21 protein-coding genes are annotated in these 17753 nt (G+C 41.0%); 3 read left to right on the top strand and 18 right to left on the bottom strand.

Annotation, left to right across the window (positions count from 1 at the left end; translation table 11 throughout):
- Positions 1–135 precede the first annotated feature (135 nt).
- From OIM59_RS11900 to OIM59_RS11815, 18 genes are all read right to left on the bottom strand, one after another.
- Entirely contained in the window at positions 136–372 is a 237-nt protein-coding gene (locus OIM59_RS11900; RefSeq protein WP_303898219.1) for a TraQ conjugal transfer family protein, read from the bottom strand.
- A 69-nt stretch (positions 373–441) separates the two neighbouring features.
- A complete protein-coding gene (locus OIM59_RS11895; protein ID WP_303896873.1) occupies positions 442–2073 on the bottom strand; it encodes an IS66 family transposase in 1632 nt (543 codons plus the stop codon).
- Positions 2074–2161: 88 nt separating this feature from the next.
- Positions 2162–2530 (bottom strand): IS66 family insertion sequence element accessory protein TnpB, encoded by a 369-nt coding sequence (gene tnpB, locus OIM59_RS11890; RefSeq protein WP_022233133.1) that lies wholly within the window; start codon positions 2528–2530, stop codon positions 2162–2164.
- Positions 2523–2846, bottom strand: a complete 324-nt coding sequence (locus OIM59_RS11885) for a hypothetical protein (RefSeq protein ID WP_303896871.1) — start codon at positions 2844–2846, stop codon at positions 2523–2525. The genes tnpB and OIM59_RS11885 overlap by 8 nt, the downstream gene beginning before the upstream one ends.
- 81 nt (positions 2847–2927) lie before the next feature.
- Positions 2928–3170, bottom strand: coding sequence for a TraQ conjugal transfer family protein (locus tag OIM59_RS11880; RefSeq protein WP_303896869.1), 243 nt, complete (start codon positions 3168–3170; stop codon positions 2928–2930).
- A 40-nt stretch (positions 3171–3210) separates the two neighbouring features.
- Positions 3211–3780 (bottom strand): conjugal transfer protein TraO, encoded by a 570-nt coding sequence (locus OIM59_RS11875; protein ID WP_303896867.1) that lies wholly within the window; start codon positions 3778–3780, stop codon positions 3211–3213.
- On the bottom strand, positions 3780–4712 hold the full coding sequence (gene traN / locus OIM59_RS11870) for a conjugative transposon protein TraN (RefSeq protein WP_303896864.1): 933 nt from the start codon (positions 4710–4712) through the stop codon (positions 3780–3782). The genes OIM59_RS11875 and traN overlap by 1 nt, the downstream gene beginning before the upstream one ends.
- A 19-nt stretch (positions 4713–4731) precedes the next feature.
- The gene (gene traM, locus OIM59_RS11865) at positions 4732–6006 is read right to left on the bottom strand and encodes a conjugative transposon protein TraM (protein WP_303896862.1); all 1275 of its coding nucleotides are present in this window, start codon (positions 6004–6006) and stop codon (positions 4732–4734) included.
- Positions 5996–6271, bottom strand: coding sequence for a hypothetical protein (locus OIM59_RS11860; RefSeq protein WP_117674176.1), 276 nt, complete (start codon positions 6269–6271; stop codon positions 5996–5998). The genes traM and OIM59_RS11860 overlap by 11 nt, the downstream gene beginning before the upstream one ends.
- A 4-nt stretch (positions 6272–6275) precedes the next feature.
- A complete protein-coding gene (gene traK / locus OIM59_RS11855) occupies positions 6276–6899 on the bottom strand; it encodes a conjugative transposon protein TraK (protein WP_303896861.1) in 624 nt (207 codons plus the stop codon).
- Positions 6900–6924: 25 nt separating this feature from the next.
- Positions 6925–7953, bottom strand: a complete 1029-nt coding sequence (traJ, locus tag OIM59_RS11850) for a conjugative transposon protein TraJ (protein ID WP_303896860.1) — start codon at positions 7951–7953, stop codon at positions 6925–6927.
- 18 nt (positions 7954–7971) lie between these two features.
- Positions 7972–8601 (bottom strand): DUF4141 domain-containing protein, encoded by a 630-nt coding sequence (locus OIM59_RS11845; RefSeq protein ID WP_117461998.1) that lies wholly within the window; start codon positions 8599–8601, stop codon positions 7972–7974.
- A 12-nt stretch (positions 8602–8613) separates the two neighbouring features.
- On the bottom strand, positions 8614–11145 hold the full coding sequence (locus tag OIM59_RS11840; RefSeq protein ID WP_303896857.1) for a TraG family conjugative transposon ATPase: 2532 nt from the start codon (positions 11143–11145) through the stop codon (positions 8614–8616).
- A complete protein-coding gene (locus OIM59_RS11835) occupies positions 11132–11464 on the bottom strand; it encodes a DUF4133 domain-containing protein (RefSeq protein WP_025018290.1) in 333 nt (110 codons plus the stop codon). The genes OIM59_RS11840 and OIM59_RS11835 overlap by 14 nt, the downstream gene beginning before the upstream one ends.
- Positions 11465–11466: 2 nt before the next feature.
- Positions 11467–11766 (bottom strand): DUF4134 domain-containing protein, encoded by a 300-nt coding sequence (locus tag OIM59_RS11830; protein WP_117674172.1) that lies wholly within the window; start codon positions 11764–11766, stop codon positions 11467–11469.
- Positions 11767–11786: 20 nt separating this feature from the next.
- Positions 11787–12416 carry a hypothetical protein gene (locus OIM59_RS11825; RefSeq protein ID WP_303896855.1) on the bottom strand — a complete coding sequence of 210 codons (630 nt, stop codon included), beginning with the start codon at positions 12414–12416 and terminating at the stop codon, positions 11787–11789.
- Between the two features lie 6 nt (positions 12417–12422).
- A complete protein-coding gene (locus tag OIM59_RS11820; protein ID WP_303896853.1) occupies positions 12423–12875 on the bottom strand; it encodes a DUF3408 domain-containing protein in 453 nt (150 codons plus the stop codon).
- Positions 12865–13659 (bottom strand): ParA family protein, encoded by a 795-nt coding sequence (locus OIM59_RS11815; protein ID WP_303896852.1) that lies wholly within the window; start codon positions 13657–13659, stop codon positions 12865–12867. Before OIM59_RS11815 ends, OIM59_RS11820 begins: the two co-directional genes overlap by 11 nt.
- A gap of 441 nt (positions 13660–14100) precedes the next feature.
- Between OIM59_RS11815 and OIM59_RS11810 the strand changes: the two genes are divergently transcribed.
- Genes OIM59_RS11810 through mobC form a run of 3 tightly spaced genes read left to right on the top strand, consistent with a single transcriptional unit; the run spans position 14101 to position 17715 of the window.
- On the top strand, positions 14101–14493 hold the full coding sequence (locus tag OIM59_RS11810) for a hypothetical protein (protein ID WP_303896850.1): 393 nt from the start codon (positions 14101–14103) through the stop codon (positions 14491–14493).
- On the top strand, positions 14478–15716 hold the full coding sequence (mobB, locus tag OIM59_RS11805; protein ID WP_303896848.1) for a conjugal transfer protein MobB: 1239 nt from the start codon (positions 14478–14480) through the stop codon (positions 15714–15716). Before OIM59_RS11810 ends, mobB begins: the two co-directional genes overlap by 16 nt.
- A gap of 4 nt (positions 15717–15720) precedes the next feature.
- Entirely contained in the window at positions 15721–17715 is a 1995-nt protein-coding gene (gene mobC / locus OIM59_RS11800) for a conjugal transfer protein MobC (protein ID WP_303896846.1), read from the top strand.
- The last annotated feature ends 38 nt before the right edge of the window (positions 17716–17753 follow it).

Here is a 17753-nt window from a genome sequence, read left to right as displayed (position 1 = left end):
TATAATTGCTGTCCAAAATTTTACTACTGCTTAAACTGCCTAGGACCAATAGAATTTGAAATGTAATGAAGATTTAACATACAATCACCTCATAAAGGCTTTATTGATAAAAAGGCCATTATGAGGTGTTATATTTTATTCCCCAACATCATTAAAATTAAACTCCAATATTTGAGAATGCCCCATATTATCCTCAAACACAATCTCCAGGTTTTGCTGCTCTGTAGATTGAGAGGTGTAATATAAACGGAAGTCCCCTTTTTCTACTGGGTATCTGTCATTGGGAATGAATGGTTCACCATCTTTTCCCATACGGAGTATGCCATCACCGTAAGCATTCGTTAAACTACAGGTATTGAACTTTATATACAACAATAGCGACTGTCACTATAAACCTAATAGTTGCAGTCGCTATTATTTTGTTGAATCTATATGTTGCAGTCAGCACCGGTTGCCGGCTTCCTCCTCTTGTTTTGTCAATGCACTTTCCGGATGTTGCAGCTTCCATTTATGTGGAAGCAGTTCCAGCAGTTCCTCATGAGTAGCCTTTTTGTGATAGGGCATTCGGGCGATGACATCATTCAGATAATCCCTTGGGGTTACATCATGTGCCTTACAGGTGGCCAGCAGGGAACAGATCACCGACATATTAGCCGCTGCCTCATGATTGCCGCAGAAGAGGTAATTTTTCCGTCCCAGAGTAATCGGCCGGATGACATTTTCAGCCAGATTGTTATCCCAGAGCAGGCGTCCGTCCTCCAGACATCCCATCATGTTGTCCCATCGGGTATAGGCATACGTGATGGCTTTCCCGATCTGGGAATTGGGGCTGTACTTGATTCCTTCCGTTTCCATCCACACTTTCATGGCATCCATGACAGGTCCGGCCAGTTCCCGGCGCTTCGTCTTCCGCTCGTCGTACGACAGGCCCGCCTTATCGCAGCAGTGTTCAATCCGGTAAATATGCTGTATCTGGGTCAGGCCATGTTCGGCCATCTCCCGGTTTTCATCCAGAGCCTGTTCAAAATGGCGGCGGATATGCACCAGGCAGTTGAGCAGCCGCACGTCGGGGTTGGTCCTGAAGGCTGTCTCATAGCCTGCAAAACCGTCGCATTGAAGATAACCCTTGAAGTGATATTGATTTGCCAGGGATTCGATGACCGCTCCGGCACGCGATCCCTGGTCGTAATGGAAGATGACCAGTTTCTTCATGACCGACCTTACCATCCACAGGTATTCCTTGTCGGCCCTGTGCTTTTCCTTGTTGATGACCGGAACAGTGGTTTCGTCCGCCTGTACATAGTCGCAGGAAAAGACTTCACGCTTGAGCTCCTCATACAGAGGCCTGAGCAGCTCCACCGTTTTTTTGAACCATCCGTCCAGCGTACTTTCCGTAAGGCCTTTCATCCCAAGATGCCGGTACTGCTGTATCTGCCGGTAGAACGGGACGTGATATTCATACTTCTGAAGCAGTATCTCGGCAAGCAGGCTGGTGTCGGCGATGCACTTGTCGACGGGCATCAGCGGCATAGGGGCAATCTCCACGCCTTTCTGCCCTGCGGGAGGAAGCCGGGTGCTGTCCTTGAGCGCATATTTGGGACGGATGATTTCCTTGACATAGAGCATCCCCGGTTTATGCTTGACCACTTTGGTTACCTCTTCGCCAATCCTACGATATAAGGACAGGTCCACACCGGCCGGCTCTATAACCTCGGTTTCGAGTACGGGCAGATCCTCTGTCATTTTGCGGTTCTGACGCTTCTGCTTCCGGACTTCCACCGGTTCCTTTTCTATCTGCTCCACGGCCTCGTCCCGCTTTTCTTCCGCCTGATGCCGGAGTCCGGCAAACTCTTCGGCAAAAAGGTCAGGCATATCGGGACTATATATGGGAAGCTTTTCTGTCTTACGCCCAAAGAGCTGGCGGTTCAGCCATGCAATCTGAGCCGTCAGCTCTTTGATCCGTTCCTGCAGATTCTTAATCTGTTCCGCCTGATCCTTATTAATGGCAGACAATGAAGCAATGGAGGCATTCAGCCCTTCTATCGTCTTGAGCAGTATATCCTTTTCTTCCATTGTCCGCATCTGTTTTGTTTATGTAAATATACTAAATATAAGCGGATTACACAATAATATCCGCACTTTTGTTCACTCCGGAAGCATATTATACATGATATTCCTTGCGCTCTGCCCTCAGGCGCCGGAGCCTCTGCTGCGGATTTTCCTGAATGCCCTCGACCATCATCACCAGGTCGCGCCATTCCATGGGATAGCTGTTTGATTGGGGATCGTACTCCGGCAGTTTGAAGCGGCCCGCCTCCAGGCGTTTTACATACATCACCATACCTCCGTCTTCGGCATGAAGCAGTTTCATGAGCCTGCGGCTGGAACCGATGAAGATAAAGACATCCCCGTTCTTCACTTCGCTGTTCATCTTCTCATGTACCACTCCGCACAGCGAACTGATACCCTTGCGCATATCTGTCCTGCCAGGACACAGGAAGTAGCGCATCGTGTCGTTCAGGTTAAACATGGCCGCCTAGAAGACTTTGAGTGAACAGCTCCATCAGTATCTCTTCTGAACCGTTTCCGAAGTGGGCACGAAGACCGTTGGGAAACAGAACGGCCACGCCATGCGGCACTTGTCCTTCAGGGGACGATTCCATGACTGACTGTTTAAAACTGATGGGAGCCAGCTCCTGTTTGATACTGTTCCTGTCAACCGAACATTTTCTACGCCAGTAATGATAGGTTGAATAACTTATACCTATCTGTTGCAGGTACGACTTCAACGGCAGGCCGCTTTGTTGTACCTGTAATTCCAATTCTTCAAATTCCAGTCTATTCATAATAATTGAGGTTTGATTGTATTCGCTGCCGCAAAGCTACAATCAAACCTCAAAGTGTAAAAGATGTATTTGTCCGAATGCTTACCCATCACCATCATACTGAAAATATCTGATAGTATATTGAGTTCCAGAATAGTCAGCCGGACAGGTTAAGGTGCAGCGGATTTCAATCGTTTCCCCTTGACTGAGTTCCTTAGGAACAGGCATAGTTTCTACATTAAACGGAAATGATTTTGTGATATCAAGTTCATTGCTGCATGAACCCAATGTCATGCAGGCAATTATTATCACAAGAAGTGACTGTATATGTTTTATTGTTTTCATAATGTGTTATTACATTGATTCTGATTTCATTTGACTGATATTACAAGATAATACGGATTCCTATCAATACTGAAGGTCTGAATAAATCCAGATCTGTTCCGAAAAGGAATGTTCCTTTGGCTTTAGCGAGAACCACTACATTATCCGTTATGAACCCTTCCAAAGATAATTGGGCGCCAGCACCATAAACAAATCTGTTTCTTGCTTCAAGGTATGCACCATCAGGCAGCCATTTCTTGCTGTCATTTACTTCTTCATAACCGAGTGAAAGACATGGTCCACCATAAACGAGGAAACTTTTTCCAGGACTTGAAATCAGGTGAAACATAAATCCACCTTCACCAGTATAATCACGTACCGGAACTTTCAGTTCATTATAGTGATAGTTCTGCTGAAGATAATTTAGTCCGAAATGATAATAGTGATAGTTACGGATATACCTTGTAAAATTAAGTCCGGCATTGAAATTACCGTCTCCAAATGTCTTATGTTTCTGTAAAGGTACACCACCATAGAACTCAATTCCTTTTTGGTGTGGTAATAATCGTTGTGCCATTGTCGGTATGCTCAAACCGACAACAGCAATTATAATAACAAGTATCCTTTTCATCAGAATTTCAGTTTAAGGTTGTCAATGTTTTTTGCTCTTATTAAATCCTCATTCTCCATATAGAACGTCATTGTGCGACCACCGTTTCTTTCATAGAGAGTAACCTCCAAACGCTTGTCCTCTGGTTGTGTAAATTGCTCGAGTGCAAAAATGCTCCTTTCTTCCCTATGACCTTTTATCCAGGTAATCTGATTGTATGCCCTTAATGGTTGGAGTATTCTTTCCTGAATAGCTGTACGTTTGGCAACCTTCTTATCCACTACCTTAAACGTAATGAAGTCCACGTTATAAGGCATATCGGTTCTGTTTTTTATTTCGGTATGGAAATATAGAAGTCCATTGTGGGTGTAAAGTCCGTTCAGTAAGAATTGCATACCAAACTGTTTTGCGCCAATATGTTTGAATTCTCTCTTGTCGTTCTGGTATATGGTTTTCATTATAAGTTTCACAAGTACGGGAGATTCATTACCTAATTCCTTGAAATAGATATCAGCTTTATTAACCGGCAGATTGTTGTTTCCCGGATAAAGAAAATCCTTCATTTCTATACTCAGTTTTTCAGGTTCTTCCGCATATCTTACATTATATGAGTAAAAACTGCCATCATCACAGATAACGGAAAGATTGCATTCAGTTTCAAAGTCACGTACTGCAGCTTTTACTCGAAGTACATTTTCTGCATCATCAGCTTGTCCGGCAATAATGTTTGACGAGCCTAAATCCACATATCTTATGGGAGCCGGAAAAATTAGATGAACAGTCTTTTCAAAAGTTACTTCAAGTCCGTATGGGAGTACCACACGTCCCTGAGGTATGGTTCTGCTCATTCCCTGGAACAAGTCACCGTGTGATTTTACTTCTGTATCCTGTGCTGATATTGTCTGCAAACTGAATGCGACACATATAGCCGCAATTAAGAATCCTTTTTTCATATTTTCTGATTTTATTGTTTTACTTGGTAGGCATCAGCATAAGTCTGTGCCCGCTTTTGAATGTTACCTTGATTGTTCTGATTTTCTTGACCAGGTAGTTGGAAGTTCCCTGCATCAGTCCTCTTGCAGCATCAGATATTATCTGGTCTTTTGCCGATGATGAGAATGTAAAGCTTGTTCCAACTGAACCACCTACGTTTGCACCTACTTCCTTCAATGCATCCATTTCGTCAGATCCGGGAATGAACACCCCTTCCAGCCCGTCCATGTCGTATGCAGTCAGTTTCACCGGATAGATATTTTCTCCTAGTTCTATGGTTGTAACATAAAGCATCATTCTGTTACCGGACAGTTTGCTTTTTGCTGTAAGGAGTGCATTTCTTGGAATGATGTTTTCACCGATACGTACCGATTCAAGCAATCTGAGCTGTAGAGTCTCATTGTCTCTGATTGTGGTAGTTCTATCCACTTTACAGGCTATTGTATTTTTCTGTGAATTGTCTGTATTAGCTGTAGGTGTGATAAATGACATATTCCTTTCCTTGGAATATTCCTCTGTAAATTCTTCGTCTGTCATTGGTTGAATCAATGAAGACACAACCGGTTTTGAAGCCGGAAGCACCTCCATTGATTGGCCATTGAATGTCGAACTTATATGGCTTTTATTGGTCGTATCGCTGACAGAAGTCTGTATATTCATATTTGTTGGCAGATACTTTGAAGCCATCTGATAGGATTTTTCAAGTAGTTCCAACTGCTTTTCTTCCTCTGATTGGCTTTCCTCCATATCTTTTAGTTCTTGACGGAGATACTCTAGTTCCTCGCGCATCTGTTCCTTTTCGTAGTCATAATCATTTTCATAGAAATTGGAAACAGCTTGTGAAGCCGCCTGGTACTCACGTACGGAACGGTCTATATGGCTGCTACTTTCATTATTGTTATTTACAGTTGTATTACTGTTATTGCTGTTTTCTGTATCAGGTTCATTTGTGTTGTCAGAACTATACATTTCAGCTAATGTCCCGATAGCTCTTTCTCTGTCTTTATTTTTCTTTTCATCAGAACTGAATTCATATGCCTTTTGCTTATCGTCCGTCAGCTTGTTATCCGTAGCCTGAGGTATATTTACGTTCAGTCCGGACTGTAACGCTTCCTTTTCCTTGTCTGCGTCTGTTGGCGCAAATATCAGATACATTGAAGCCAGAAAGAGGATACCAAGACCTCCGAAGACAAGAGCTTTCTTTGCTTTCTCCTTTTTTATAAGGTCAGTTCCTTTGCTTTTGTCACTGCTCATAATCTTGATTGTTTAATGGTTGGTTATTGTTATTCATAAGTTCAGGCATGTCAAGAGTATCTTCAGATATTGAACCGTCAAACATTTCCATGAAGTCTTGTTGCTCATTTTGTCTGTCCTTTATAAAAAAGCCCATTATCATCCATAGCGATGCAAGAAAATAAAGCAGACACATGATTATAAGCACCCGTTTTCTCTGTTTGGGAGAAAGAGCTTCACATCTTTCTTTTATAGTTTCCTTAATGCCTTTTAGTATATTTCCCATGCTTTTATTTGTTTATGGTTTGTAAATCCCGGTTTTCCAATACTACGAACTTCTCAATGGTAAATCCCTGAGGATTGTTGTCTGAACGTACAGAGTTGACAAGATTACATTCAGTTACCAATGACCTTATGGTAGTGTTGCTACTTCTGACGATATACTGTTTGGCGAATGTCACTACCGTGTAAGGATGTGAATCAAAATTGCAGCTTATAGAATCTATCTCTATGCGCTGATGGATATTTCCGGAAATGATTCTGTTGTAATATCCTTTCTCAGCCAAATCCTTGTAATAATCATAAGAAGTCTTGTCGGTTAGCATAAAGGCACGTTTCATATTGCTTTCTATGGCATCTTTGTCCGGAGCCAGTGTAAAGAACAGTTCATGAAACCTCCTTACGTGTTCTCTTGCTTCAACCGGACGGTTGGCTGCTGCATCCTGTGCCAATGCCAGTATAAGCGATTTACCGTTATCAAGTACATATATCTTCTCTCTTTGTTCCCTTGCAAATGAGAAGGAGGCAAATATGGCAATGGCAGAAATCAGCAGACATAGTCCTGCAAATACCATTACATACAGCCGTATATGCTTGAATGAAGTCTCGATATTTTTCAATGACTTAAATTCCATAATCAGAAATATTTATATTGTATCATTACTTTATAAGTGTTCCTTTTATTCTTCCGGCTATGTTTCCAACGGCTGCACCTGATGCCGCAGCAACACCTTTGCCACCTGATATCGCACCTTTGCCTGCACCTTTTGATGTATCGTTGATGTTCTTACCATAGTTGCCAACACCGCCACCGGCTTCTACAATCCATCCGGATACAGTTGGAACGGTAAAGAATCCAATGATTCCGATAAGCAGAAATACGATATACACCGTATTATTCAGGTCGGGTACGAATGACGGATCACTGAGTGCTTCAATATCCTGCTGCATCATAAGAATCTGTATTTTGGTAAGCATTGCCGAAAAAATGTCTGAAACCGGGAGCCACAGATATACTGAAATGTATCTGCTGAACCATATTGCCAATGAACCTTGTAATCCGTCCCATGTGGCAAAGGCAAATACTATCGGTCCAAGTATTGATAGTACGACCAGAAAGAAAGTTCGTATAGTATCAATGATTAGTCCGGCAGCTTCAAATATCATTTCAAGCAAGGAACGGAATCCGTCCGATATTGCTCTTTTGGTGTTGTACATAGCCCTGTCATAATACATACCGGTCATAGTAGCCAAATCCGAAGGAGACCAGCCAAGGTCATCAAGCTTTCTGTCAAATTCTTCATTGGATACTAAGTATGCAGTTTCTGGGTTACGCATCAGTGCCTCATATTCCAACTTGTCACGTTCTTCCTTATATTTCTGTAGGTCGAAAGTTTGTGATTCAACAATGGAATGGCATCCCTGAGCTATAGGTGATAACAGTCCGTTGATTGTTCCAAGTACAATAGTCGGAAAGAAAAGAATACAGAGTCCCAGTGCAAACGGTCTTAGCAAAGGGAATACGTCTATAGGTTCTGCACGTGCCAGGCTTGACCATATCCGCATGGCTATATAGAAAAGAGCACCCAGTCCGGCAAGCCCTTTTGCCACTCCGGCCATATCCGCACAAAGTGGCATCATTTCATTGTAGAGATCTCTCAGAATCTCGTGAAGATTACTTACATCCATAGTAAAGTCAGGTTAGTTTTACCAATATCTTTCCGATGCAGTACCATATAGTGATAGTACTCTTTCTGTATCTCCGGCTTTCAAGGCCCTCAAATAGCTTACGGAAATGTTCTTGTTTGTATAATAGTTTACGAGTCCCTTATATTCTTTCACGTCACGATATACACGGTCTATCACATCCATTCTTTCCTTGTCTGTCATGGAAAGTGAGGTCACGTTCACCACATCTTTAAGTTCTTTCAGACACTCGCTGCTTTCTTCAAGTAACCTGGCATAACCGAAGGCAATGGCATCCAGCTCCTTTGGAGTAAAGTTCTTGTCACTTAACATTTTCTTGTATGAGTTGACATAAATACCGGATATATCAGATACCATTAGGATAGTCTCTTTTACCTTATATGCATCCGATACAAGAGTCTTTACTTTCTGCAAGGCATCATAATATTCTTTGCCTTGTCTGTAGATTTTTTCCACTTCACGGAAATTGTTCAGTGTATTGTTTACCGTCTTGGATGCAGTGGCAATCTCTTTGACGGTATTGGCTATGTTTCCGGCAAAATTGGTAGGATCTGTAACGACCCATTGTGCATAAACTTCATGTCCTGATAACAATAAAGTCAAAGCCATGATGATAAGTCTTGATTTCATAATTCCATTGTATTAAGTTTGACTTGATTCTTCTTTCCTGATTATCTCACGTTTCTGTTCGGCAAGCTGACGGATAGCCGTTTCTATATCACCGTTCAGTTGTTCCACTTTGTCCATTACTTCCATCTTCTCTCTTTCCTCTGTTGTATAAGCCAGGTTCTCTTCCATGCTAACTTCTGTGGCATATACGGCAGACTGTGTTCCGCCGAGTCCTATCCATACTTCCTTGTATTTTCTTTTCGGATCCAAATCCTGATTGATGGAAAGAATCTGTGAACGTTCCTTTTCCGTAAGTCCAAGAATATTCTGGATGATGTCGAACTTGTTCATGTACTTTCGCTGGTCAAGCAGAATCTTGCAGTCGGAGTTGTTGATGATACTTTCCTTGACGATAGGACTCTGAATAATGTCGTCCACTTCCTGAGTGACAACAATGGCTTCACCAAAGAACTTTCTTACTGTTTTGTAAAGATATTTTATATAATAGGCCATATTAGCTGAAGCTATAGCCTTCCATGCTTCTTCTATGAGAATCATCTTTCTGATACCTTTCAACCGGCGCATCTTGTTGATGAAACTTTCCATGATAATGATGGTCACAACGGGGAATAGGTCTTTGTTGTCCTTTATGGCATCAATTTCAAAGACAATGAATCTCTTGCTAAGAAGGTCAATATTCTGTTGTGAGTTCAACAGGAAGTCATATCTTCCGCCACGATAATATGGAGTGAGTGTAGTCAGCAGATTGTCTATATTGAAATCATCTTTTGATACCTTAATATCTCTGCTTTGTAATTCAACCCGATATACGTCACGCAGATATTCATAGAAGGTGTTGAAACACGGAATCAGTTTCTCGTCTTTCTGTATCATCCTTATATAATTATGTATGGCTGTTCCGAGTTCATTGGATTCGGTCTTTTCTATATACTTGTCTTCACCCTTCCATAATGTCAGAATCAGTGCACATATACTTTCTTCCTTTTCAATATCGAAAACCTTGTCGTCTGTATAAAAGGGATTGAAGGAGATTGGATTCTCTTCCGTATAAGTAAAGTAAATACCGTCATTCCCTTTTGTGTTGTTCTGTATAAGTGAACAGAGTCCTTGATAAGAGTTTCCTGTATCTACCAACAAAACATGAGTTCCCTGCTCATAGTATTGTCTTATCATATGATTGGTAAAGAAACTCTTTCCGCTTCCTGACGGTCCCAGGATAAACTTGTTTCTGTTGGTTGTTATTCCTTTCTTCATGGGAAGGTCTGAAATGTCAAGATGCAAAGGCTTTCCGGACATACGGTCAGCCATCTTGATACCAAATGGTGAAAGAGAATCCTTGTAGTTCGTTTCAGCAGTAAAGAAACATAGTGCAGGTTCAATGAAAGTATAGAAACTTTCCTCTGCCGGGAAGTCCGCAGCATTACCCGGCATGGCAGCCCAATAGAGAGTTGCCGTATCGATGGTATTATGGCGCGGTTTACATTCCATCATGGCCAAGGCAGAACCAACATCATTCTTAATATGCTTCAGCTGTTCACGGTCGTCACTCCATGCCAATACATTGAAATGTGCACGTATGGAAGTCAGTCCTTTTGAATGTGCAGTATTCATATATTCTTCCAACCATTCCTTGTTTATCTGATTGGCACGGCTGTATCTTGAAAGGGAGTGCATATTTCTGGCCTGACGTTCAAACTTCTTCAGGTTTTCCGCACTGTCATCAATGAAAATATACTGGTTGTATATATGGTCGCATGAAAGTAATAATCCTACGGGAGCAGCAAAAGATAGTCTGCAGTCACTTCTGTCTGTAGAAAGTCTTTCATGTCTGTAGTCAGTTACTACATGAGCCGGAAGGTCGTCCGTATCAGATAAAGTATGCAGACAAAGAATCTTGTCACCGATACGTACTTCATCAGCCCCCAGACGTATATCTTCCAAAGAAGCATGGTTGCTTTCTGAAAGTGAAAAGTATCTGTCCAGGAGTCCCGGTTTATCACTTGTCCCGGCTATTTCATCAGCATCGAACCGTTTGAGAGTGAAGAATCCGGATGAGTTCATTATTCTTTCAAACTGATCTACCGCTTCAAGAAAAGCATTGACTCCTTCTTTGTCTGTAATTTCTTTTGGCAGAATGTTTCCCCTGCATAGAGTGGAGAAATTACTCTGCTGCATCATCTTCTGTTTGTTGGTTTTTGTAATGAAGAGATATACCGAATGATTCAGAAAAGGTCTTTCATTAAAATGCTTTTCATAGGCTCTGCCAAGAAATGAAATATCTTCCTTTCGCAGTTCCGATTCATACCTTTCCATGATAAACCAGTCCTGTTTGTGTACAATAGTATAATTAGGCAGCACTTTTATAGACTTGTACCATGTGGAGTGCATTGCCTCATATTCATCAGAGGTGATGGTAAAAAGTTCAGGAAGTTCCATTTCAAAGGCTACCGTAATATCGGCATCCTTTGAAATGATACATCCGTTCTCTATGGCTAAAAGTGGAAACTTCTGTTCAAGTGTGGACATTTTGCTAATGTTTCTCATATCGTCTGTTGTTTAGGAATATATGAAACACCGTCTTACGGTTAATAAGGTATCTGGGATGGCCACGGACAGCACCTCTTTTCATAAGTCCGTGTTCACCGTATTTGCTGTTCATGGAGAAAGTTTGCCACACAACAACTGTGGCACCCAATACTCCCATGACAAGACAGAGAACCTGGTCCACATTACAGAGGTAAAGTATGACTGTAACCAAAAATACAGCCAGCAGTCCTCCTGCAAAGATGAAAAGGTATTGTGCTTTCAGTCCCTTGAATTCCACTGACCTCCCGATTCCCTTGTTTATTTCCCATCCGGCCATAATTACAGGAAGAATGAACGTAATATGGTTGCAGCCACAATCAGGAAGATACATGCACCGAACCATGATGCCGCAGTCTTTGATGTGTCCGGATCACCTGAACTGAACTTGTTATACACCTTTACACCTCCAATCAGTCCTACAACTGCACCAATGGCATAGATAAGTTTTGTAGCCGGATCAAAATAAGATGTAATCATCTGTGTTGCTTCCTGTATTCCGGCAAGTCCATTACCTTGAGCTCTTGTCTGCTGGACAAGCATACATGCTATGAGCAGTGTAATAATCATTTTATTCTTCATACAAATACCGTTTAAAGGGTTTATAAAAAATCTTCCAGTGAAATCTCTTCCGGTTTGTTTTTCTTTTTACGTGTCGGCTTTGGGGATTTGAGTTCTTCCTCTTCTATCATGCGCATGAGTTCCAGGTTTCTCTTCTCTGCCTTTGCTTCATTCTCTTTCAGCAGTTTCAGGAAATCACTGCCATTCAGTTTTGATATGGTTTCTGAAACGGGAACCTTTTCCTCTTCCTCAATAGAATCATTGCTGCCGACTTTTTTAAGCAAGGATATTTCCTTACTAATCAGTTCTGTTCCATTAAGTCGGATATCATCTTTTGTAACTTCGAAAAGTTCTTCCAATTCAACTTCTTCCTCGTCAACTTCGTCAATATCAGGAAAGAACTCGTTTTCCTCGCCCGTAAAATTATCGCTATTATTTACATCTTTTACAGGAGCAGGATTATTGGGTAAAACTGTAGAATATTGGGTAATATCTGTTTTTGTCCTGCCTATAACGGAAGAGGTGTTTCCTTCTTTTTGGGGAGGTTTCTTCTCACGGATAGAATCCGTATTTTCATTTACTTTCTTTCCGGTGTGCAGGAATAGCCACAAAAAAATAGCAGCTGTTCCCATCAGCACAATGGAAAGTATTAATGTCAATATTGCATCCATAATTGTTTACATATTTGGTATGGTATGTTTCCTTATATTCTTGGCTGTGGCATCATTGATTAGTGAACGGTAGTTATTCAGATGGTCAAGCAGAATATTTTCTACGAAGGATGAAAGGCTTACACGGCTGTTTGTGTCATGTAATATGTCTTTCAGTATATCCAGCGTTACACGGTTTAGCGGAAAAGAGGTTCTTTTGTCGAAGGGACGGCTTATCAGGAATCTGTTCCTGTATTCTTCCATGTCAGACAGATCATTTCTTTCTACAGGCTTTTTCTTGTTGGCTGTCGGCTTTTCAGGTTTCTTGTTTTCAGTTGGTTCAGTTTCCTCCTGTGGTTTTGTTTTCTCGGCAGGTTTTGGATCAAAGTCATCAAGAGAAAATTCCTTGTCCATTTCCTTATAATTTCCTTCGGCCATCTGTTTTATTCTGGCTTCTAAAATTCCTTTGTTATTGTTCATACGCTTTCAGTGATAAGATTTCTATTAATTCATTGGCAAGTTCTTCAATATTACTTCCGGCAAGCTGCTCTTTTTCGGGAGCCATATAGGTTGAACGGAATACACCTCCGGTATTCATAGACAGTTCACGGCTGAACTTTACAGATCTTGGCAAGCGGGTTTTGAGCAGTCCAAGTCCGTATTCCTCGATTTCCTTGTCATAGCTTTCCATTATCCTCGTATTGACTCTCCGGTCCACTTTATTCCACATCATGAAAATCTGCTTTATCCTACTTCCACTTAACATTACACCCATATCACGTATTGTAATGGCGTATGCCATGCACGAAGCTATTGACTGGAGGTCTGCTTCTATCGGTGAAATGATATAGTCCATTTCAAGGGCAAGCGAAAGCAGGTCAGAACTGTCTGAACGTCCAGGCAAGTCATAGATTACAACAGAAATTTCCTCTTCGGGGTGCTCTGCTATGTATTCTTCGGCTACCTTTATAGCTTCCTGAGGTTTGGCTTTCAGTACACGGTATGAACGCTTTCCTGTTTTCCTGATATATGTCTTCAATTTCTCCTGCAGAGCCATACTTTCCTCAACAGCTTTTTTATCCCTTTCTCTAAGTCTGTAGAAACTATGTTGTGCATAGTCACAGTCCATTATCAGCAGTTTGATATTCTTCTCATAGTAGAGAAAGCTTGCAAGTACTTCAGCAATGGTACTTTTCCCGATGCCCCCTTTCTGGGAGCCGAATCCTACACGTATGTGTGTAGTTGCATTTGTTTCTGTTTTCATATCTGTATTTCCATTTGTATGTATATCTGTATATACACATTTATATATTTGTGCATATCTGCATAAGTGTGTAAGTATGTATGTTTCCACACATCTGCAAATGTGTGTATGTGCGTAATTTTATGCACTTGTTCAGTGCGTGCAGATACTTACAACTGCAAATAAACATCTAAAAAACATAGGCTGGCGCACCTTGGAGAATACCGGGTAATATTGTGGAAAATTGCGTACAGCTTCAATGGAAGCTGTTGATAATAAACAGACTAACTTTGTAGCGAAGCAGAGTATGACTGAAAGGAATACTATCTCTGTTTTCAAATAACCTTTGGCAAGATGTGTTTTTGTCCGACAAACCGAAATTTGTCCGCCAAAAACTCTTGCCCCTGAAAAGGGGGAGATACTTGCTCCAAAGTCGCAAGTTGGATAATAAAAACAAAGATTATGCAAAAGGAATCCGCTACACCGTCTTACAGATATTATGTAAGGTTGAATGAAAAAGAGAATGCAGATTTTATCAGTCTGTATGAACGTTCCGGTGCCAGAACCAAGTCTGATTTTATTCGTGCACGCCTGTTTTCTCATACATTCAAGGTGATTACTACCGATAAATCCACTGTGGATTTTTACAACAGACTGACAGAAGTGAACGCGCAGATCCGAAAAATCGGACTGTTATATAATCAGACTGTACGGGCCATAAACAGCTATCATTCTGCTAAAGTGGCACACACATTATTGGAGAAACTGAATGATAATACAGCAGAGTTGCAAGGGCTTCTTGAAACTTCGATAAGTCTTGCAGAAGAGATTAGAAGCAAATGGTTGCAAAAATAAGTTCTACATCTAACCTTGGAGGGGCACTTGGTTATAACTTCCATAAGGTGGAAGCTGGAGAGGCAAAAGTATTGCTCGTCTCAGGCATGAGTGTTGACAATAATGGCAACACCGATATGAATCGTGCCCTTGAGGATATGCAAAGGTTGCTTCCTTCATTCATGAGGACAAAGAAAACCGTATTTCATGTTTCTCTTAATCCGCATCCGGACGACAAACTGAGTGAAGAGGAATTACGTGATATTGCCGCATACTATATGGAGAAGATGGGATACGGCAATCAGCCTTTTATCGTTTTCAAGCATAGTGATATTGAACGGGAACATATACACATAGTTTCTCTTCGCGTGGATTCCAATGGACGGAAGATAAATGACAGCCACGAGTTCAGACGAAGCGATAAAGTCCGTAAGGAGATTGAAAGAAAATGGAATCTGAATACTTGTAAGAAACAGAATATTCCAGATGCGGAGCAGCTGCAAAAAGCAGATATAGACAAGGGAGATATAAGAAAACAGATTGCCGGAACTGTTTCTGCTATATTGAAGAAATACAGTTTCCAGTCTGTTGGAGAATTGAATGCTGTACTTTCTGCCTACAACATAATGGCAGAGGAAGTAAAGAAGGAGCATAACGGAAAACAATATAATGGTATGGTGTATTCTGTTACAAATTCAGAAGGCAGAAAACTCACTGTTCCTATAGATGCTGCAAAACTTGGCCGCAAGTATGGATATAATGCTATCCATAATCATATAAGACGTTCAAAGAAAGAATTTAAGAAGGTACAGCCGGATTTAAGAAACAAGGTACGTAAAGTTATGATGATGAATCCTGACAGAAAGGAATTAGTTGAAATGCTTAAAGCTGAAAGTATAGATGTGGTGTTTCGTGAAAATAATGCCGAAAGGATCTATGGTATAACTTTTATTGACCATGAAAACGGTATTGTAGCTAATGGTTCACGACTTGGAAAGGGATATGCAGCTTCAGTATTCAACGAATATTTCAATGGAAATGGAAATAATCCGTTCCTTAATGCTTTACCTCAGGATGTACAGGTTGATCAGATTATAGAATCAGATACACCAGGTGATGATATGATTGCAGAAATGACAGGTTCACTGCTTGATGGCGCATCGCACGGTATTGATTACAGAGAACTTGCGTTCCAGCGTAAAATGAGAAGATTATATTCAGGTAAATTAAAACGAAAAAAATAAAGTTATGTCACAGGAAGATGATTTGAGAGGATTGGCAAAGGTTATAGACTTTATGCGTGCCATATCCATATTGTTTGTTTTGATACACTGTTATTGGTTCTGCTATGAATCATTCCGTGAATGGAATATTACTATAGGTGTTGTGGACAGAATACTGATGAACTTTCAGAAGAACACAGGACTGTTCTCTTCATTGCTATGGACCAAACTCTTTGCAGTTTTGTTCTTAGGCTTGTCATGTCTGGGCACACGTGGCGTGAAGGACGAGAAAATTACATGGAGAAACATTATAATACTTCTTGTCGTGGGTTTCATTACTTTCTTTCTTAACTGGATGCTTTTAGCTATTCCGAAAGTAGGGGCAATACTTTATATCAGTTCTCTTGCTATCGGTTATATATGTCTGCTCATGGGTGGAACTTGGATGAGCAGACTGCTGAAAAATAATCTTATGGATGATGTTTTCAATGTCGAGAATGAAAGTTTCATGCAGGAAACAAGACTGATGGAAAACGAATATTCAGTAAATCTTCCTACACGTTTCTACTATCAGAAGAAATGGAACAATGGTTGGATTAATGTCGTGAATCCTTTCCGAGCAACCATAGTATTGGGTACACCCGGTTCAGGGAAGTCGTATGCAGTGGTAAACAACTTCATCAAACAGCAGATTGAGAAGTCTTTTGCTATGTATATATACGATTATAAGTTTCCGGATTTGTCGGAAATAGCTTATAATCATCTTCTTAAATATGCCGACCGTTACGAAGTAAAACCAACATTTTATGTAATCAACTTCGATGATCCAAGAAGAAGCCATCGGTGTAACCCTATTAATCCCAACTTCATGACTGACATATCTGATGCATATGAATCTGCCTATACCATCATGTTGAACCTTAACCGAAGCTGGATTCAGAAGCAGGGAGACTTCTTTGTTGAGTCGCCAATAATTCTGCTTGCAGCTATAATCTGGTATTTGAAGATTTATGACAACGGCAGGTATTGTACTTTCCCTCATGCCATAGAATTTCTGAACCGTCCATACGCTCAGATATTTCCGATACTGACATCATATCCGGAACTGGAGAACTACCTCAGTCCGTTCATGGATGCGTGGGAGTCAAATGCGCAAGATCAGCTCCAGGGGCAGATAGCTTCTGCTAAAATACCATTGTCAAGAATGATTTCTCCGGCACTTTATTGGGTAATGACAGGAGATGATTTTTCACTTGACATAAACAATCCGAAAGAACCTAAGATTCTTGTAGTGGGAAACAATCCTGACCGACAGAATATCTATTCTGCAGCACTTGGTCTATATAACAGCAGAATAGTAAAATTGATAAACAAGAAGAAGCAATTGAAGTCGTCTGTTATCATTGACGAGTTGCCTACAATTTATTTCAGAGGTCTTGATAATCTTATTGCTACTGCACGAAGCAACAAGGTAGCAGTATGTTTGGGCTTTCAGGATTTCAGTCAGCTTACCCGTGACTATGGAGATAAGGAAAGCAAGGTTATTCAGAATACTGTTGGTAATATCTTCAGTGGTCAGGTTGTCGGTGAAACAGCCAAGAATCTTTCTGAACGCTTCGGGAAAGTGTTGCAGAAACGCCAATCCATGACTATCAACCGTAATGATAAATCCACCTCAATATCTACACAAATGGACTCGCTTATCCCGGCAAGCAAGATTTCCAATCTTACTCAGGGTGTGTTTGTGGGGGCAGTCAGTGATAACTTTGATGAACGAATTGAGCAAAAAATCTTCCATGCTGAAATTGTGGTAGATTCTGTCAAAGTTTCTGCTGAAATGAAGGCATATAAGAAGATTCCCGTCATTGCCGAGTTTACCGACAGTGACGGGAACGATATTCTTCGTGAGACAATTGATAGTAATTATCGTAGAGTTAAGCAGGAGATTATTGCTTTAGTTGAGTCTGAGACAGAACGGATTAAGAATGATCCGGATTTGAGTAAACTATTATCGGTTTAAAGAAATATATATTATATGTTTTGGACAATATTACAAAA

The organism is Bacteroides mediterraneensis, assembly GCF_025993685.1.
GTDB lineage: Bacteria > Bacteroidota > Bacteroidia > Bacteroidales > Bacteroidaceae > Phocaeicola > Phocaeicola mediterraneensis_A.
The sequence above is the reverse complement of the archived record's forward strand: the minus strand, read 5'-3'. Positions and strand labels throughout refer to the sequence as shown.